Source organism: Photorhabdus sp. RM322S (genome assembly GCF_042879395.1).
GTDB lineage: Bacteria > Pseudomonadota > Gammaproteobacteria > Enterobacterales > Enterobacteriaceae > Photorhabdus > Photorhabdus khanii.
Genome location: NZ_JBHFKW010000007.1, coordinates 26,848 through 45,818, shown reverse-complemented (window position 1 = coordinate 45,818; position 18,971 = coordinate 26,848). Strand labels below are relative to the sequence as shown.

Sequence of the window (18,971 nt, the reverse complement as noted above, 5' to 3'; positions counted from 1 at the left end):
AGCCCGTCCCATTGGACGTCAGCTCCATTGATTTCAAAAATCATGGGTAAATCGGATTAAAAAAGTGCTGAAATGCCTTATCCAGATTAACGATGTTGTACTTATTATGTGAATCTACCATTTAAAATCATTCTATTATGCGCTTCACAACCCCCTCTTCAGATTCACACAGCGGATCAGTCCAGGAAGACATTAGCCACGTAAATCAATGCGTCCCAGAACCCGGTGGAATTCTTATAGAGCTCAGTTATGAGAGCTTAACCGAATGCCATTGTCCGGCTTAGAACCCAGACCGCTTTCACTCCATAGATAGTGTGCTATCTTGAGAGCATATAAGTCATAGCGAACCGGATGAAATACGCAATGAGCAATTCAGCGCTAATGCATCGCTTTGATGATTTGGGAGGATTAGAGCTGCTGGTTGCGGACTTCTCAGACCATCAATTTGATGTGCATTGGCATGACACATGGTCGATTGGCGTCGTATTACGCGGTGCAAATAACAATAGTGCCAAGGGCGGAGCCGACGGCATCGTCAGGCGTGGACAAATAAGCATTATCGCACCAGGTCAGGTACATGCTGGTTCCGTTGTGGGCGAGAACGGATGCAATTATTTTATGTTTTACCCCAAGAACGAGAGTGTGCTTAGCGCGGCAGAAAGTATGGAAATAAATTTGCCGGTTGCGGAGGGTAAATGCATTGAACAAACGGCATTTGCAGGCAAACTGTGCGAGGCCGCAGCTATATTGACCAACGCACATGCCGACAGCTTTGAACGGGAAGTTGTCTGGAGCCACTGCGTGGCGGAGTTGATCAATGTATTCTCCCCTTTCGCTACTCAGGATTTAGGCGTTAACGGCCGCATCTCGCCGTGTTTGATACACGCTAAAGAGTATCTTCACGATCATAACACGCAGGAAGTGCGCCTGGATAAATTGGCTCATGCCGTCGGCATGTCGAAGTACCACCTCTGCCGCCAGTTCTCCGAAAAATTCGGATTGTCACCGAGTCGCTATCAGCGGCAACTCAGGCTACAGCAGGCCAAAAGAATGCTCTCAACAGACTGGGAAATCGCGGAGATAGCGGCGGCCTGCGGGTTTGCCGATCAATCGCATTTGGGAAGGGCATTTAAATCGACCTATGGGATCACCCCGCGCAACTACCGCGATTTGCGCATCTGAGCAATATCGTTCTATCTCGCTGACTCAACGGCATCGACAATATGCCTATTTAACAATGCGAGAAGATGATGATTATCGATTTTTCCACGCTTGGCCTATTCGCCATTTCGGCAGCCGCCTTAACGCTTATCCCTGGAGCGGATATGCTTTGCGCTCTATCTAATGCTGTTAGCCAGGGAACCAAAGCCGGTTTAATCACCGTTTGCGGCGCAGTAACTGGGGTAATATTCCATATTGTGTTCGCTATTGCCGGTTTGACTGCGTTGATTTCCTCTACTCCTGTGTTGTATGAACTTTTTGTTGTCGGCGGCGCGCTTTATATCATATGGGTAGGGGTTAGCATCTTTATCAACAAGAACACACTCAGTCTCGAAAGCAATAGCGCGCAGAAAACCATTAAAAAGCTTTATTCACAAGGTTTGTTGACTAACCTATTGAACCCCAAAGCTATAATCTTCATGCTGGCGTTTATCCCGCAGTTTATTCATGTCGACGCAGGTAAGCCTAGCCAGCAGATGCTGATGCTCGGCATCGAGCTGATAATCATCATGTTGCTGATTGAAATTCCGCTGGTTCTCCTTGCGGGAAAAATAGCGGAGAATATTAAATTGTACCCAGCATTGAGCATTTATATCAACAGAACGTTTGGCGGTATTATTTTAACGCTGGCGATAACCATTCTATTCTCACATATATGCCAACGGGTTTAGAGGAGCAACACAGTAGCAATGTCCGATTGATAAGGTATTATGTTCATTCAATTATGCAGCAATGAGCATAATTCCCGTAATCTTCCCCTGAGTTTTACTTATACCGAGGAGATTGACTGATGAAACGCTTTGAAAACAAAGTTGCCCTGGTCACGGGCAGTTCAAAGGGAATTGATACGGCTATCGCCAAACGCTTGGCGGCGGTTTGCACTGATTTTGCATTGATTGGGACTGATATGAAACTGGATAAAGCCTACGGGCCACTTATTAACGGCATATTTGAGCTGGATAGCACCGACATTCATCCGATTATTTCGCCATCAACAGGGGAAAGCTTAGCCGACTTGCACTATTGCAACGAGCGGGACGTCGAGCGAGCCGTATTGGCGGCAGAAGCCGCCTTCCCGGCCTGGAGAGCATTAGGACAACAGGCTCGCGCGCAGCTGGTGCTTCAGCTGGCAAATGCGTTGGAAGGCGATTTGGAGAGAATGGCCCAGATCGACGCGCATGATGTTGGCCGCTGCATCAGCGAAGTGCGCCGTGACTACCAAACGGCAATTCGGCACTATCGTTACTTTGCGGCGGTAATCATGGGACATGAAGACACCGGCAGAAGCATCGCGGATGGTTACAGTTTGACGAAGCGTGAACCGCTTGGAGTATGCGGACAGATTATCCCGTGGAACGCACCCGCGATTATGGCAGCGTTCAAACTGGCGCCGGCGCTGGTGACAGGCAACACAGTGGTACTCAAAGCCGATGAAAACGCTTCTCTTTCCACGTTGGAACTGGGAAAAATGATCGCCAAAATCTTCCCGGCCGGCGTAGTCAATATCATTACCGGACTGGGTAGTGTGGCTGGTGCAGCGCTAACCGGTAATAAGAAAGTTCGCAAGCTGTCTTTTACCGGCAGCACCGAGGTTGGCAAGCTGGTCGCCAAAGCGGCGGCGGAAAGATTGGTGCCCGTTACGCTGGAGCTGGGCGGGAAAAGCCCCAATATTGTGTTTCCCGATATCAGCGATATAGATGCGGTGGTAGATAATGTTACATTTGCCGCAATCCATAATAACGGCCAGTCTTGTTTGGCGGGCACCCGGCTGTTTGTTCATGCTGATATCTATGACAACTTCTGCGCCAAGCTCGTTGCGTCGTTTGAACGAGTGCGAGTTGGTTCGCCTTTAGAAGAGCAATCCAGAATCAGCTGTCTGGTGTCTGAAAAACAAGGCCAGCGCGTGCTCTCTTACATACAAACAGGTCTTGATGAGGGCGCAACGCTCCTAACCGGAGGGAAACGCCGTACTATCGCCGGCTGTGAGCATGGATATTTTATCGAACCCACTATTTTCTCGGCGCAAAATACGATGCGTATTTGTCAGGAGGAAATCTTTGGGCCGGTTCTTGCGCTGATAAAATGGTCGGACTATGACGAAATGATCGCGCAGGCAAACGATAGCGAATATGGACTGGCATCAGGGATCTACACCGGCAGTTTGAAAAACGCCATGGAGACAGCCGACAGACTGGAAGCGGGGTCCGTGTGGGTTAATCGCTATTCAAACATTACCGACGGTACCGCCTTCGGTGGCTACAAAAATAGCGGTATAGGTCGAGAGTTTTGCAAAGAAACACTTAATGCCTATACACAAATCAAAACGATAACGTTGCAGACGGATCTCCCCTCTGTCTGGTTCGCGGAAAACTGATAATAAAATGCACAGGGACGTGCACCTATTGCTGACGTCAAGTATTATGCTTCCCTATATAACGCCTTGGCGATTCACCCATGCTTTTCTTGAAGGCGGTGCTGAATGCGCTCTCCGATTCGTACCCCAGATCAAACGCGATTTGCGATATTTTTTCTTTATTTACCACCATTCTTTCGATAGCCAGACTAAAACGCCATACGCGGATATACTCTATGACGCTATAGCCGGCTAATTTTCTGAACTTCGTTGTAAATGCAGTGCGAGACATGCCTGCAACCTTGGCGAGTTCGTCCAAGCGCCATTTTTTTCCTGGTTGATTGTGTATATAGGTGAGCGCAAGGCCGATATTTTTATCAGCCATGGCATAAAACCATCCTTCGCCTCTGACAAGCGCCCCGGAAGACAATAAGACTCTCAAAGCCTGCGTCAAAATGATTTGCAGAAGATGCTCGGTGATCAATTCACTGCCCGGCCCTGGTCTTTCTATCTCCGATGAAAGCCTGGTTAAGAAGTTTTTTATTCCTTCATTCTCTTCTCTTTGCGTTTTTATAATAATCGGCTCGGGAAGGTTTTTAATAAATCTGAATGTGTCATTGATTTGAAAAACAAATCGGCAGCCAACAAACGAGAAATCGCACCTCCCATTGGTGAAATAAGAGGATCTGTCCTTCATAATGTGGATTTTTCTTATATCAATCGGGCTAGCGTTTGGGTTGTCGAAAAGGCTAAATTCCCTCCCGCTTGACAAAATTAGCACATCGCCTTGCTCAACAGGGTAAGCTGTTTCGTCGCCTTCCATTTTTATGAAGAACGAGCCACTTTTTGCAATGTAAATCTTCATCCCTGAATATTCTGGGAAGAGGGCTTTGGTATTTTCACTCATGTCAAAAACGACGACTTTTTGACTGCTTATCTTTAGCCTGGAAACAATATCGGATAATGGGTCCATCATTGCCTGTTTGTTTGATAAATTTTCTGTATATAATAGTAACTATTTTTTGCCTGCATGATCAGGCAAGGTGATCACTCCTTGCTCGGCAATCTGTGGTATGTTTGACGTCATGCCCAAACCTCGCCTTCGTGCACATGAGTATTGAGTATAATCGCGCTTAGTGCAGTCGTCTTCTGAAAATGACAACTGTCAATTCTTAAATTTAACAAAACTGCGGAATTCTCCCCCCTAAGTTCTCATTGAAAGTGAAGCGAACTTTTGGATTAGAGGGGAGATGGATAGCCAACAGCCCATAGAGCTGTCAGTGGTTTATCATACCAAATGGGCATAGCAATTATGTAAAGAGTTCCCTTGCATAGCGCAGGGATTGACGAAAACTATTAGCCGTTGCTAATAGGGGTCATAAGAAGCCCCTACTCGAGTCACTGGTGACTTAGTGGTGGCAAAAGGGGTCTTCTGGGCACTGGCGATATCTTTAATTGCCGGCGCCAGAGAAGTGGCAGGAGTCATAGGTTGTTTAACCAAAGATTGATATCGACGGTTGAGCCGGGCATCAAGTCCGGCGATAGAAAAGTTAAAGGCATACTGAATATTAATACCATTTCTGACGAGAATGGTGTAGATACCTATGGTGCTGTGCGCTAGGGAGGTTTTGTCCCGGTTTTCCGTCAGCCTCAATAAAGCCGGACTAACCGGCTTTATTCTTACTACAAACGGTACAGCCACTAGAATTATGCTGCCCTTACGATGTAGTTAAATGCCACGTTACGGGGTCTATTTTCGTGAGCAGTTGGGACTTGTCTTGATGCATCAATGTCAAAAAATGTAAGATCAGTACTACTGCCGCCATTTGCTGAACGTGTATCTGCCGTAGCATATCGCGACGATGCCATGACCCCACTCAAAACAGGCGTCTGGGGAGCACCGCCCATCTGAGCATGTATAACTTGAGTTGACCCTGTAATATTTCTGATTGCATCTCCCTGCCAAGACAAAAGCCCACGACCACCATCAACACCTCGATTATCATCCCATCCGCGGATAAATTCTCCTCTTAAATCAGGTAATCTACCGCCAGGATAAGCCTCCGCTAACTTCGGATACTGTAATTTATTAAAAGGTGAGCCATTACAAATGAAATAACCGAAAGGTGGATGGGGTAACGGCCAGGGAATAGGAGAACCCACAGGTATATTAATTTCTTCACGTAATGAATTTATTACCTCCTGAACAAGCTTTTGTGTAGCCGCCAATGTATCGCTATTACCAATCACATTTGTAAGCTGAACAACCCCCTTTTGTGTTAATGAAGCACTGGGAATATCTGTTGTAATTTTTTGTTCTATCGCTTTATTTAATTGATCGGTAAGTTTGGCTACATTTCCATCATCCAGAACATCATTGCCAGATCCTGTCGCGATAAAATCAGCGACGACAGATGATATGGTTGACGATTGACGTAACACCTTATTTAACAAGTGTGTGGGAACATTCTCCGGAGAAAATCCTGTCTGCAAACCCTGGTTTTGTTCATATTTTTCTTGGCTAATGACATTTGCATTATTACTAATAGAAAAAGCCTTAAAATCATTCTTGTGACTCATATACTTTCCTTAAATTAAATAATGTTATTTTATAATCAATATATTGAATTATTGTAGAAATAGTCTCCTGCAATTCATGCCAATCAAAGTCTAGTCCAGAGAAAAAATAATACTGTGTTCTTATTAATTATAAGGTTAACCGTTTTTGTATCATTAGCAGAAATAAGTAGTTCAACATTTTTGCGTCTAAAATATATCCACAATTTATATTTAACATACAGAAATTATTTTCTCCTATTATTTCTATTTCATCCTGTCACTTTTTCTGTTTTAAATCCCAAACTGAATATTCTGGCATTTGGACAAGAATATCTAAGCGGCAATGCTCAGGAATATCACAGAACTCCCCATCTTTGTAAAAGACACGCTCATTGTTATTATCGACATACTTAAGTTGCCAGTTCTAAAAACGTACCGGTAAATGAGAGTGCTGGCGATGTTACAGTTGACATATTTCACCCATAAAACAACCGCAGTTAAGCGATATAATACTTGCCCAGTCCCATTACGGGACTAAGATGACTGCCATGAAAATAATATCCGTTGCATCATTGAAAACCCCCGCAGATATTAAGTCTCAATACCGCAATGCGAGCATCCTGAAAAATAATCGCGTGGTATTTAACATTAAAGGAAACGATTACCGTCTGGTCGTTTCCATCTTTTACCCCGCAGGCGGGGTCTACGTGAAATTTATCGGTACACATAAACAATACGACGCTATAGATACCAACACCGTAGAGCTGGAGTGAACAATGAACATTAAGCCCATTAGAACAAAACAAGACTATCAAGAAGCATTAAAAGCTATTGCCTCACTGTTTGATAATCAACCTGAAATCGGCACACCTGAATTTGATCATATGGAAGTTATGGTTCTGCTGATTGAAGCCTATGAAGCAGAACACTACCCTATCGACCCGCCAGATCCAATTGAAGCTATCAAATTCAGAATGGAACAATCTGGATTGACGGTCAAAGATTTAGAACCTGCAATTGGCAAAACAAATCGGGTTTACGAAATTCTTAACGGAAAGCGCAGCCTAACATTGCCGATGATACGAAAGTTGCACAGTATGTTTGGTATTCCGGCTGAGATCCTTATAAAACCGGCAAAACATATCTAATCTTCAACAAGCCCCGTATAGGGGCTTAACTGAATTCTCTACCATAAAAAAACCCACCAAAACGCTGAGGAATCACCAGAACGTGAAACAGGCATAGCGTGTTTGTAATCCACCGATTACGCAACCAATTCAATGAAATCACCTCTATGCCTATTCGTAATGTATGTCAGAACTTTTTCCCATATGCCTTAGCGCTATTCCACAAATATCGACAGAATGCTCTGATTAATGCCATTGTAGTGCTGATCAGAGGCGCATCATTGATATTGACCAGCCTTGGACATTTTTCCAGGGTGGGCTCAGGTTAAAAGAGAGGATTATTATTCGACCCAACCTCCACTTCAATTTCTGCGTTTAAATAACTGGCGAGATTGGTAGCTGTAACTTTATAGTAGTAAATAAGGTTAGGAGGCGGTACAAATATTTCACTTCTTCCGGGGTAGATCTTTATAGAATTATACAGAGTATAATCTCCAACTAAGGATGCCCAGTAGCCACTCACTTTAACTAACGCTAAGCTAACGTTTTTTATAGTTATATGAGATTGATGAGCAGGAACTAATATACTGCCATTCTTATAAATATCAAGAGTCTGATTAGGGTTTATATACACTCGTGCCATTTTATTGTTTCCTTATTATTACGGTTATTTGACTGTCTATATAGCAAATGACTTTATCGGTAAAATTTAAATTAGCATTTACTCCGAACAGTTAAATATTGAACTTTATCAGTGATGTAAAAATAATAAGATAACCTCATGGTCATATCAGTATTAAATGATTAGTAGGTAGAATATTCCCTGGAATACATTAAATCTCATTATTAAAATTAGTCAAGTTAATTATGAGCTATACATTGGTATACTTTGGGAAATAAAATAATGATGAATATCGTCTAGAAGTTTAATTTTAAAAGATAAATTTCTTTATCGAAACTGTATATAACCAACCAGAAAGTAATTGATTTATATGATTGTATTTCTAAATAATCATTTAATTATTCATATCACTCATTATCGCTGATTAATATATTTATTTAATTTTTATATTATATCATCAGACTTTTTACTCTATTTTAAATATCCTTTATATCAGCCAATACTTTGATTTTATAGAGGGTGGCCTTTAATTTGCCTGTTACCACCCCCAGAGTTAAATTAGCTAAATCGCCTCTTCGTCCTGTTCACCGGTACGAATACGCACAACACGGGCAACATCGAATACAAAGATTTTACCATCACCGATTTTTCCGGTTTGCGCGGTCTGCATAATGGTTTCAACACAGGTATCAACAATATCATCAGCCACAATAATTTCGATTTTTACTTTTGGCAGAAAATCCACCATATACTCTGCACCACGATACAGTTCTGTATGCCCTTTCTGACGTCCAAAACCTTTCACTTCTGTCACTGTCATACCGGTGATACCCACTTCAGCCAGCGCTTCACGGACATCATCCAGCTTGAAGGGTTTGATAATCGCATCAATCTTTTTCATGAAGTTTTCCTGTTGTTACCAGTTTTTACGGCCGAAACCAGAGGTGATCGGGTAGCGTCTGTCTTTACCAAAATTGCGTAGGGTAATACGCGGACCAACTGGAGCCTGCCGACGTTTATATTCGTTGATATCAACCAGACGAATCACTTTACGTACAACTTGTTCATCAAAACCCGCTGCTACCAGTTCCTCAACTGATTTATCCTGTTCCACATACCCCTCCAGAATATCATCCAGAATGTCATATGGCGGTAAACTGTCCTGATCAAGCTGCCCCGGCGCCAATTCTGCCGATGGCGGACGATCAATCACTCTTTGAGGTATCGCCGGAGAAACGGTATTACGGTATTTTGCCAATTCAAATACCAATGTTTTCGGTACATCTTTCAATGCATTAAAACCACCCGCCATATCACCGTATAATGTGGAATACCCCACTGCCGATTCACTCTTATTACTGGTCGTCAGCACCAGACGATGGCGTTTATTGGACATCGCCATCAGAATAACGGCACGGCAACGCGCCTGTAAGTTCTCTTCTGTGGTATCTTTGGCAGTACCGGCAAACAGAGGTTCAAATTGCGTCATAAACGCATCAAACACCGGTTCGATCGATACCACATTAAACTCGACACCCAGCATATCGGCCTGCTCTTTAGCATCTTCTATACTCATTTCAGATGTATAGCGGAACGGCATCATCACCGCCTGAACATGCTCTTTACCCAATGCATCAACCGCAATTGCCAGCGTCAGGCCAGAATCAATACCACCAGATAAACCTAACAGAACACCTTTAAAACCATTCTTACGTACATAATCATGCACTGAAAGCACTAACGCCTGATATATCTGCTGCAATGGCGGTAATTGAGGTGCCGGATTAACCATAGGTTCGATATTTAATTCATTAAAACGGCACTGCTGGATTTGTTCATTAAATGCGGCCAACCGGTGAGTTATTTCACCACTGGCATTAAAGACTTTAGAACAGCCATCGAAAATCAGTTCATCCTGACCACCAATCTGATTAAGGTAAATCATCGGTAAATCTGTACGCTGGCAATGTTCTTTAATTAATTCATAACGGATATAAGGCTTTTCACGATTATATGGAGAAGCATTGATAGAAAGAATTAAATCCGCACCGGCCTGTTTCAAAGTATCAACCGGTTCGTTAAACCATAAATCTTCACAAATTAGCAGCCCAAGGTGATATCCCTTGAATGGCACAACGCAGCGTTGATCGCCCGCTTTGAAATAGCGTTTTTCATCAAAAACACCATAATTCGGCAACCGCTGTTTAAAATAACGGGCCAGGATTTCCCCTTGCCAGAATAAGGACAGTGCATTGTAAATTTCCCCATCCTGCTCCCAGGGATGACCAACCAGAATAGCGGTTTGGCAACTGGCAGCCTGTAAACGTGTCAGCTGCTCGCAGCAACGCTGATGAAAATCAGCGCGGAATAATAGATCTTCTGGAGAATAACCGGATAGCGCCAGTTCAGAAAACATCACCAAATCAGCGTCTTGTTGCTGCTGTTCCTGCACTGTTTGCAACATACGTTCGCAGTTGCCTTCAATGTCACCAATCACCCAATTAAGCTGTGCGAGGGTAATATTAAGAGTACGGCTCATACAATTTGGCTCTCCCGGGCCATCAATCTATCTATATATCAGTTTTCAGTGTAAAAACTTCATGAGTAGCAGAAAAGTTATTCTTTAAAATCATTCGCATCTAATTCATGACGCGCCAGTAATTTGTAGAATTCAGTCCGGTTACGCCCCGCCATACGCGCAGCATGAGTCACATTACCTTTGGTCATTTGCAGTAACTTACGCAGGTAATTCAGCTCAAACTGATTTCTGGCCTCAGCAAAAGTGGGTAACGCCGTGTTTTCCCCTTCCAGCGCCTGTGTAACCAGCGCTTCACTAATAACCGGTGCGGTAGTCAACGCGACGCATTGTTCGATTACGTTCACAAGCTGGCGCACATTTCCCGGCCAACTTGCCGCCATCAAACATTTCATTGCATCGGCAGAGAAACTACGGACAAAAGGTTTATGGCGCTTCGCTGATTCACGCAACAGATGGTTCGCCAATAAAGGAATATCTTCAACCCTGCCATTCAAAGCAGGAATTTTCAAGTTAACAACATTCAGGCGGTAATAGAGATCTTCACGGAATTCATTTTTTGCCATTGCTTTCGGTAAATCACGGTGAGTCGCTGAGATAATCCGTACATCAATATCCAGATCACGGTTATTTCCTAACGGGCGTATTTTACGCTCCTGCAATACCCGCAATAATTTAACCTGCAAAGCCAGCGGCATATCACCAATTTCATCAAGAAACAGCGTCCCCCCCTGTGCAGCAAGAAACAACCCTTCACGACTGCTAACCGCACCGGTAAATGCCCCTTTGGCATGCCCAAACAGTTCTGACTCAAGCAGTTGTTCCGGCAAAGCGCCACAGTTAATCGCAATAAATGGTTTTTTCGCCCGTGGACTGGCGCGGTGAATTGCCTGGGCTAACACTTCCTTCCCGGTACCACTCTGGCCGTTTATCAGCACACTCACATCGGATTGAGCGACCATTCGTGCTTGTTCCAACAAGCGCAACATAACGGGACTGCGGGTGACTATCTGCTCCCGCCATTGTTCATCACCAGCGGGAGTGGATAACGCCAATGCGCCATCAATCGCTTTATAAAGCGCATCCCGGTCAACAGGTTTAGTCAGAAAACTAAAGACGCCTTGCTGAGTTGCCGCTACTGCGTCCGGAATGGAGCCATGAGCAGTCAGAATAATGACCGGCATACCGGGTTGCTGCTTCTGGATTTCAGCAAACAACGCCATCCCATCCATTTCATCCATACGCAAATCGCTGATCACCAAATCGATCTTTTCTTTCGCTAACAGTTTCAGTGCTTCACAGCCACTTTCTGCGGTTGTGACACGAAAACCTTCGCTGGTAAGACGCATTCCCAGTAATTTCAACAAACCTGGATCGTCATCAACCAGAAGAAGATGGGCTGGCTTACGCGCTGTCATTGTGCTGCTCCTTTATCCGATTCAGATGGGCTACCTGGCTTGCTGTTTTCACTGGGTGATATCGTTGCCGGCGTCTCAGTATGTTCATTTGAGCTGCCTGAGCCAGAACTACTCTGATTTTGCTTACGGGAAGAGAGCTGACGCTCAATATCTGTCAGGTTTTCCAGTTTACGGGACATTTCCTGTCGTTCAAATTCCATCTGTGCACGGCTTTCGCGCAGACGATCAATTTTATTATCTGTATCCGCCTGTAATTTTTGGAATTTTGCCCGCTCCTCCGCAACTGCAATTTGCTGAATCTGCTGTTCGCGCCACAATTTTAATAATGGTCGCAATGGTTCTGGGAATTTCAGTCGGTATTTATTAAGATTTTCAACCATTTTCCGACGCTCAGCCAACGTTGGCCCAGCGCTGTTAAGTAAAATACTTTGCCTAAAAGCCTGATCCCAAGTCACCGGAATGATGTGTTTCGCTATATTACGGGCTTTGGCTGACGTCAGGAGATCTGAACAATCTATCAGTCTCAGCCAATAAAGCGCGTTCTCAACCGACTGCGGCGTCTCTATATCCCACATCAAATCACAATCAACGACACGATAATCTGTCACTCGCTGTTCTGGTATTACCATCTGGGCAACGGTAGTTAAATCATGATTAACCGGAGCCTTGGCGCAACCCGTCAATAAAAAAGGGGCAAAGATCAGCGGAATCATTCTGAAACCCCAAACTGAAACTCGTGGTAACAAGAGTCTGGTGACAAAAGCGTTTTTCCCAGGCTGCACTGCAATATTCTGCCGATCCGTCTTTTGTACAAAACGGTAAGTAGACCTGTTATGCATTATTTATTCATTCTCAGCAGTTAATGGCAATTCAATACGAAAACAGACGTCAGCAAATTCGCTCTGAATTAGTAACAGTTCACCCCCCATACGCTTAATACAATCCTGTGCAATACTGAGCCCAAGACCGCTGCCTTTTACTGCGCCTTTACGCTGGAGCGTTCCTTGGTAGAACGGTTCAAAAATCATGCTACGTTCTGATTCAGGAATTGGTGTACCTGTATTGGCAACATCAATTTGAACACATTTGCCGATCTGACGACTTGAAACCCAGATGTTACCGGATTCAGCGCCATAGTGCACCGCATTGGAGTAGAGATTATCAATAACCCGCATTAATAGTGTCGGTTCTGCCCAACAAATATCAGTATTAAGCTGAATTTCTGTCTGAATATTCTTTGATCTCGCCGGTAAACTATGTGATAAAGCCACTTCATCAACAATTTCCCGTAAAGAAACCTGCTGTTGTTCCGTCGGACTATCTGCCAGTTTACGGTTATAATCCAATAATTGCTCGATCAATTGCTGTAAATGTTTACTACTATTATCAAGAATCGCAACGACTTCTTGCTGATCAGCGGTTAATGGGCCAGCAACTTCATCGGCCAACAATTCTGTCCCTTCCCGCATACTTGCCAGCGGTGTTTTCAGTTCATGAGAGATATGACGCAAAAACTCATGGCGCTGTGATTCCAGCCAGGCCAACCGTTCACTGAGCCAGACAATCCGCTGAGCCAGGGAACGAAGTTCTCTTGGCCCCGGAAAAGAATCTATACGAACCCCCAATGATCGCCCTTCTCCCAATCGGTTAATCATTCGTTCAATACCTTTGACCGGCCCGATAATCATACGGGTAAATAACGCGACCAGTAATGCGCTAAGTAGAAACAAAATAAGACTCTGCCAGCCAAAAAATTGACCTTTATCAGCAATATCTTTCTGTAGCTGTTCTCCCCGGCTGAAAATAACATCACGGGTGGCCTGTACCATCTGACTATTGGCATCAGAGAATTGCTCAAGTAATTGAGCGGCGGGCTCGGTGGGTTCACTATTGAAACAAGTGATTTTGGTTAGTTGCAACAGTAAGTTGTCAAGCGTCTTGATGTACTGCTGATCATCAAGTATCGCCATCTGATCTTTCAGCATTTTAGCGTATTGCCGATATTGCTTTTGGTAGAGGTTTTCCAGCGTTTTATCCCCCAACACACAATATTGGCGGTAACTGCGTTCCATCTCCAGCGCAATACCCGTCATCGCCTCACTGCGGCGGGCATCAGCCAATGTGGTACGGTTTATATCAGCCGCTTTCTCACTGAGCTGATCAAGACTTTGATAAGCTTGATAAGCCAAAACCAATAACGGCAATAACACCAGCCAGAAAGCCATGACAACTAATTGGCGCAATGAGCGCGGAAACAAACGCCATTTTTTCAAGGAAATCATCTCGTAGCCTGTCAGTACACTAATGCTAACCGACAAAAGGGCAGATAGAAAAACCTGTCGGCTGATAAATTTTACCTGTTACTGAAAAATATAGTCAGGACGCGAACAATCAACAATGGCGCAGGCAGAAACCTGGAATTATGATGGCGGGATAATAGTTTTTGCTACTACCCCGCCAGTGAGGATAACGCATGCCTGCTGTTTTTATCTACAGTCAAACATAGGTTGGTGCCTCACTCCACGTGTCGCCCGATGTTTGATAAGGCCTGAAAGCGATATCACTAAGTTGGACGGTAGGCACCTTACTCTGGCATCATTCGATAGTTTATGTGGTATATCTCCACCCTACTGTGGACCGACATAAGAAGTTGAATGAGCAACTGTGCTAACTTAATGCAGGTTCCGTGCCAATGTTAAAATTAAAATCATAATAAATTGTTTTTATTATAAAAAATAAAAAACTTAACGTTTCAGCTACCAAATACCTTGTTTTTGGCATAAATAAAATTTGTCTTCTGTCGCCAATTACAGACACCTGAAATCATAAAAATAAAAATAGATATAAATCAAATAATTAAATGTCTCTTTTTTGAGACACCCATAATGGCGTTTGTCGGGTAATTGAGACAATGGAGAAACAAACACCTGAGCTTATAAGAATTTACCGGTATAAGACTTTCACATCTGAATCAATAATATTAGTATCATTCAGATAGATCGTGTCATCTAATAAACTGCGAGATAGTCTGCGAAGCTTGACAAAAAGCTAAGGTTTACGGCGGTTTTTGCTAAAAACCGCCTGATACTAATTTACTTACACTGTAGTACTACCCTAACTGCTTACGGGCATTACGGAAAATTCGCATCCACGGACCATCTTCGTTCCACGCCTCTGGATGCCAAGAGTTATTCACAGTACGGGATACCCTTTCAGGATGTGGCATCATCACGGTTGCCCGCCCATCAAGGCTGGTGACTGCGGTAATACCATTCACTGAACCATTGGGGTTAGCCGGGTAGTTTTCCGTAACCTGACCATAGTTGTTCACGTAGCGCAGAGCCACTAACTGGTTGCTTTCAAGCATCTTAAGATGCTGGCTATCGCGGAATTCCACTTGCCCTTCACCATGAGAAACAGCAATCGGCATACGTGAACCCATCATATCTCTCAGGAAAAGTGACGGGCTGTCAGTAATTTCCACCAAACTGAAACGAGCTTCAAAACGTTCTGAGCGGTTACGGACAAAACGTGGCCAATGTTCCGCACCTGGGATCAATTCCCGCAGGTTAGACAGCATCTGACAACCATTACAAACACCAAGCGCCAGCGTATCAGGCCGTGTAAAGAAAGCCGCAAATTCATCACGAACACGTTCATTGAACAGAATTGATTTCGCCCAACCTTCACCGGCACCCAGCACATCACCGTAAGAGAAGCCACCACAAGCAACCAGTGTCTGGAACTGATCTAATCCAGTACGTCCAGACAACAAATCACTCATGTGCACATCAATAGCTTCAAAACCTGCCCGGTGGAATGCGGCGGCCATTTCAACATGAGAGTTAACACCCTGCTCACGCAGGACAGCCACTTTCGGTCTTACCTGCTGCAAAATGTAAGGCGCTGCAATATCTTCTGAAATGTCAAAAGTCAGTTTTACATTCAGTCCAGGGTCTTGATTATCCCGTTTGGCCTGATGCTCCTGATCTGCACACTCTGGATTATCACGCAGACGCTGCATTTGCCATGTGGTTTCCGCCCACCATAGACGCAGAGTACTGCGATTCTGACGATATACTTCGGTATTGCCACTAAAGATGACAAAATCACCACCTACTTTAGCCTTACCCAAATAATGAGCGCAATCAGCCAATCCATGTTCTGCCAGCAGGTTTTCAACAAACGCTTTATCAGATGCACGGATCTGAACCACTGCACCCAACTCTTCCGTAAACAGCGCAGCCAGAATATCTTCATCAAACACACTGATATCAGCTTCAATGCCACAATGACCGGCAAAAGCCATTTCAGCCAACGTCACCAGTAAACCACCATCAGAACGGTCGTGATAGGCCAGCAATTTCTGTTCTGCAATCAGTTGCTGAATCGCATTGAAAAACCCAGCCAATTGTTCAGCGCTACGTACATCAGCAGTTTTGTTGCCAAGCTGGCGGTAAACCTGTGCCAACGCAGTGCCGCCCAATGTGTTTTTCCCTTGCCCCAAATCGATTAACAACAACGCATTATCGTTATCAGTGGAAAGCTCAGGCGTTACTGTACGACGCACATCTTCTACTCTGGCAAAGGCTGTAATCACCAGCGATAAAGGTGACGTCATTTCACGCTCTTCACCTTTGTCATTCCAGCGGGTTTTCATCGACATGGAATCTTTACCCACGGGAATAGTCAGCCCCAGTGCAGGACACAACTCCTCACCCACGGCTTTAACCGCCGCATACAAACCGGCATCCTCGCCAGGGTGACCCGCGGCAGACATCCAGTTAGCCGAAAGCTTAATACGTTTCAAATCCTGGATATAAGCGGAAGCGATATTAGTTAGCGCTTCACCAACAGCCATACGGGCAGAGGCGGCAAAATCCAGCAGAGCGACCGGCGCTCGTTCACCCATAGACATCGCTTCACCATAGTAGCTATCAAGGCTGGCGGTCGTCACAGCGCAATCTGCCACCGGGATCTGCCACGGGCCAACCATCTGATCACGGGAAACCATGCCAGTCACAGTGCGATCGCCTATCGTTATCAGGAATGTTTTTTCCGCCACAGCCGGCAAGTGCATAATGCGCTTAACGGCTTCTGCCAGATTGATATCCCGGCGCTCAAAACTTTCACCACTGGCTTTTAATGTACTGACATTACGCAACATTTTCGGCGTTTTACCCAGCAGCACATCCAGCGGCATATCAATTGGCTGGTTATCAAAGTGTTCATCATTCAGCAGCAAATGACGCTCTTCTGTCGCCTCGCCGATAACGGCATAAGGCGCGCGCTCACGCCGGCAAATCTCTTCAAACAGAGGAAGCTGTTCTGGCGCAACAGCCAGTACATAACGCTCCTGAGATTCATTACACCAAACTTCCAGTGGACTCATTCCCGGTTCATCATTAAGAATTTTACGTAGTTCAAACCGTCCACCACGACCACCATCACTCACCAGTTCAGGCATCGCATTAGAAAGCCCACCGGCACCGACATCATGAATGAACAGAATTGGGTTGTTTTCACCCAATTGCCAACAGCGATCAATCACCTCCTGACAACGACGTTCCATTTCCGGGTTATCGCGTTGAACAGAAGCAAAATCCAGATCAGCATCAGACTGACCGGATGCCATAGAAGATGCCGCACCACCGCCCAAACCAATGTTCATAGACGGACCGCCAAGCACAATTAATTTGGCGCCAACAGAAATTTCACCCTTTTTGACATGCTCATCACGGATATTACCCATCCCACCCGCCAGCATGATGGGTTTGTGGTAACCACGTAATTCACTGCCGTTATGGCTGTTTACTTTTTCTTCATAGGTACGAAAATAACCCAGCAACGCCGGGCGGCCAAATTCGTTATTAAATGCCGCGCCGCCCAGAGGACCTTCAGTCATGATATCCAGGGCGCTGACGATCCGATCCGGTTTACCGAAATCCTCTTCCCACGGCTGTTCAAAACCCGGTATCCGCAGATTGGATACCGAAAATCCCACCAACCCGGCTTTTGGCTTGGCGCCTCGACCCGTCGCGCCTTCATCGCGAATTTCGCCACCAGAACCTGTCGATGCCCCCGGCCACGGGGAAATTGCGGTTGGGTGATTATGCGTTTCAACTTTCATCAGGATATGGGCCTGCTCCTGATGATAATCATATGAACCATCTTCCGCACCGGCAAAGAAACGGCCAACAGCAGACCCTTCCATCACAGCGGCGTTATCTTTATAAGCTGACAGGACATAATCAGGTGTCTGCTCATAGGTATTTTTAATCATTTTGAACAGTGATTTTGGCTGTTCCTGACCATCAATAATCCAATCGGCATTAAATATTTTATGGCGACAATGCTCTGAATTAGCCTGAGCAAACATATAAAGCTCAATATCGGTTGGATTACGCTCCAGTTTCTGGAAAGCTTCCATCAGATAATCAATCTCATCCGGGGCCAACGCCAATCCAAGTTCAATATTGGCTTTCTCTAACGCACTACGCCCTGCTTGCAGAATATCAATGCGTTTTAACGGAACGGGTTGCTGATGAGAAAATAATTTCTCCGCCTGTTCCAGTTGAGTAAAAACCGTTTCCATCATCCGGTCATGCAACAACGCCGACAGCGTTTGCCATTGTGCATCACTCATTTCATCACACTGAACGTAGTAAGCCAGACCACGCTCCAAACGCACAACCTGAGACAGACCACAGTTGTGAGCAATATCAGTTGCTTTCGAAGACCACGGAGAAAGGGTTCCCGGACGGGGAGCCACTAACAGCAATGTACCTTGTGGTTCATGTTCAGCCAGAGAAGGTCCATATTTTAATAATCGTTGTAATTTTGCTGAATCAGCATCACTCAAAGGGGCATTAATTTCTGCGAAATGAACATATTCCGCATAAATATCATTGACCGGAAGTTGCTGTTCCTGACACACAGAAAGGAGCTTGGTGATACGAAATGCCGATAAAGCAGGTGAGCCACGCAGAATTTCCATAGTAATACATTCTCTCATCTTAGAAGCAAAGCCTGACTGATGCCTCAGGGGGAAACGGGCACATTATAGAGGATTGCGGTCAGTGACGAAACCGTTTGCGTGACGATTATGAATGCTAATTATCTTATCGTCAGGTTA

At 44.8% G+C, this 18,971-nt stretch carries 14 protein-coding genes and 1 pseudogene; 5 read left to right on the top strand and 10 right to left on the bottom strand.

The window, feature by feature from the left end; translation table 11 throughout:
* Positions 1–363 precede the first annotated feature (363 nt).
* The 3 genes from ACGF63_RS06455 to ACGF63_RS06445 all read left to right on the top strand — a co-directional run bounded on the left by ACGF63_RS06455 (position 364) and on the right by ACGF63_RS06445 (position 3,595).
* Positions 364–1,182 carry an AraC family transcriptional regulator gene (locus ACGF63_RS06455; RefSeq protein WP_387629614.1) on the top strand — a complete coding sequence of 273 codons (819 nt, stop codon included), beginning with the start codon at positions 364–366 and terminating at the stop codon, positions 1,180–1,182.
* A gap of 65 nt (positions 1,183–1,247) precedes the next feature.
* Positions 1,248–1,892: a LysE family translocator gene (locus ACGF63_RS06450; protein WP_387629611.1), complete on the top strand. Its 645-nt coding sequence runs from the start codon at positions 1,248–1,250 to the stop codon at positions 1,890–1,892.
* Between the two features lie 119 nt (positions 1,893–2,011).
* Positions 2,012–3,595, top strand: a complete 1,584-nt coding sequence (locus tag ACGF63_RS06445; RefSeq protein ID WP_387629608.1) for an aldehyde dehydrogenase family protein — start codon at positions 2,012–2,014, stop codon at positions 3,593–3,595.
* 37 nt (positions 3,596–3,632) lie between these two features.
* Here the strand turns inward: ACGF63_RS06445 and ACGF63_RS06440 are convergent, their stop codons facing one another.
* The 3 genes from ACGF63_RS06440 to ACGF63_RS06430 all read right to left on the bottom strand — a co-directional run bounded on the left by ACGF63_RS06440 (position 3,633) and on the right by ACGF63_RS06430 (position 6,154).
* Positions 3,633–4,550 carry an AraC family transcriptional regulator gene (locus ACGF63_RS06440; protein WP_387629605.1) on the bottom strand — a complete coding sequence of 306 codons (918 nt, stop codon included), beginning with the start codon at positions 4,548–4,550 and terminating at the stop codon, positions 3,633–3,635.
* 390 nt (positions 4,551–4,940) lie between these two features.
* Positions 4,941–5,276, bottom strand: coding sequence for a hypothetical protein (locus ACGF63_RS06435; protein ID WP_387629602.1), 336 nt, complete (start codon positions 5,274–5,276; stop codon positions 4,941–4,943).
* Between the two features lie 5 nt (positions 5,277–5,281).
* Positions 5,282–6,154 carry a phage tail protein gene (locus ACGF63_RS06430; RefSeq protein ID WP_152962370.1) on the bottom strand — a complete coding sequence of 291 codons (873 nt, stop codon included), beginning with the start codon at positions 6,152–6,154 and terminating at the stop codon, positions 5,282–5,284.
* Positions 6,155–6,693: 539 nt separating this feature from the next.
* Here ACGF63_RS06430 and ACGF63_RS06425 point away from each other — a divergent pair.
* A pseudogene (locus ACGF63_RS06425) lies at positions 6,694–6,906 on the top strand (type II toxin-antitoxin system HigB family toxin); the annotation flags it as partial.
* A gap of 3 nt (positions 6,907–6,909) precedes the next feature.
* The gene (locus ACGF63_RS06420) at positions 6,910–7,281 is read left to right on the top strand and encodes a type II toxin-antitoxin system HigA family antitoxin (RefSeq protein ID WP_152962372.1); all 372 of its coding nucleotides are present in this window, start codon (positions 6,910–6,912) and stop codon (positions 7,279–7,281) included.
* Between the two features lie 304 nt (positions 7,282–7,585).
* Here the strand turns inward: ACGF63_RS06420 and ACGF63_RS06415 are convergent, their stop codons facing one another.
* The 7 genes from ACGF63_RS06415 to purL all read right to left on the bottom strand — a co-directional run bounded on the left by ACGF63_RS06415 (position 7,586) and on the right by purL (position 18,833).
* Positions 7,586–7,903 (bottom strand): hypothetical protein, encoded by a 318-nt coding sequence (locus ACGF63_RS06415; RefSeq protein ID WP_152962373.1) that lies wholly within the window; start codon positions 7,901–7,903, stop codon positions 7,586–7,588.
* A gap of 541 nt (positions 7,904–8,444) precedes the next feature.
* Positions 8,445–8,783, bottom strand: a complete 339-nt coding sequence (glnB, locus tag ACGF63_RS06410; RefSeq protein ID WP_036843101.1) for a nitrogen regulatory protein P-II — start codon at positions 8,781–8,783, stop codon at positions 8,445–8,447.
* A 15-nt stretch (positions 8,784–8,798) separates the two neighbouring features.
* Positions 8,799–10,421, bottom strand: coding sequence for an NAD+ synthase (locus ACGF63_RS06405; protein WP_387629597.1), 1,623 nt, complete (start codon positions 10,419–10,421; stop codon positions 8,799–8,801).
* Between the two features lie 77 nt (positions 10,422–10,498).
* A complete protein-coding gene (glrR, locus tag ACGF63_RS06400; protein ID WP_387629594.1) occupies positions 10,499–11,836 on the bottom strand; it encodes a two-component system response regulator GlrR in 1,338 nt (445 codons plus the stop codon).
* Positions 11,833–12,675 (bottom strand): two-component system QseEF-associated lipoprotein QseG, encoded by an 843-nt coding sequence (qseG, locus tag ACGF63_RS06395; RefSeq protein WP_387629592.1) that lies wholly within the window; start codon positions 12,673–12,675, stop codon positions 11,833–11,835. The genes glrR and qseG overlap by 4 nt, the downstream gene beginning before the upstream one ends.
* Before the next feature lie 3 nt (positions 12,676–12,678).
* Entirely contained in the window at positions 12,679–14,118 is a 1,440-nt protein-coding gene (locus ACGF63_RS06390; RefSeq protein WP_162524110.1) for a HAMP domain-containing sensor histidine kinase, read from the bottom strand.
* 827 nt (positions 14,119–14,945) lie between these two features.
* Positions 14,946–18,833, bottom strand: a complete 3,888-nt coding sequence (gene purL, locus ACGF63_RS06385; RefSeq protein WP_387629589.1) for a phosphoribosylformylglycinamidine synthase — start codon at positions 18,831–18,833, stop codon at positions 14,946–14,948.
* Positions 18,834–18,971: the final 138 nt, after the last annotated feature.

Bases quoted from the DNA above. Each gene is read 5' to 3' on its own strand.
- glnB (WP_036843101.1), bottom strand. From the start codon at position 8,783: ATGAAAAAGATTGATGCGATTATCAAACCCTTCAAGCTGGATGATGTC.
- ACGF63_RS06420 (WP_152962372.1), top strand. From the start codon at position 6,910: ATGAACATTAAGCCCATTAGAACAAAACAAGACTATCAAGAAGCATTA.
- ACGF63_RS06415 (WP_152962373.1), bottom strand. From the start codon at position 7,903: ATGGCACGAGTGTATATAAACCCTAATCAGACTCTTGATATTTATAAG.
- glrR (WP_387629594.1), bottom strand. From the start codon at position 11,836: ATGACAGCGCGTAAGCCAGCCCATCTTCTTCTGGTTGATGACGATCCA.
- ACGF63_RS06390 (WP_162524110.1), bottom strand. From the start codon at position 14,118: ATGATTTCCTTGAAAAAATGGCGTTTGTTTCCGCGCTCATTGCGCCAA.
- ACGF63_RS06405 (WP_387629597.1), bottom strand. From the start codon at position 10,421: ATGAGCCGTACTCTTAATATTACCCTCGCACAGCTTAATTGGGTGATT.
- ACGF63_RS06440 (WP_387629605.1), bottom strand. From the start codon at position 4,550: ATGATGGACCCATTATCCGATATTGTTTCCAGGCTAAAGATAAGCAGT.
- ACGF63_RS06450 (WP_387629611.1), top strand. From the start codon at position 1,248: ATGATGATTATCGATTTTTCCACGCTTGGCCTATTCGCCATTTCGGCA.
- ACGF63_RS06455 (WP_387629614.1), top strand. From the start codon at position 364: ATGAGCAATTCAGCGCTAATGCATCGCTTTGATGATTTGGGAGGATTA.
- ACGF63_RS06430 (WP_152962370.1), bottom strand. From the start codon at position 6,154: ATGAGTCACAAGAATGATTTTAAGGCTTTTTCTATTAGTAATAATGCA.
- purL (WP_387629589.1), bottom strand. From the start codon at position 18,833: ATGGAAATTCTGCGTGGCTCACCTGCTTTATCGGCATTTCGTATCACC.
- qseG (WP_387629592.1), bottom strand. From the start codon at position 12,675: ATGCATAACAGGTCTACTTACCGTTTTGTACAAAAGACGGATCGGCAG.
- ACGF63_RS06445 (WP_387629608.1), top strand. From the start codon at position 2,012: ATGAAACGCTTTGAAAACAAAGTTGCCCTGGTCACGGGCAGTTCAAAG.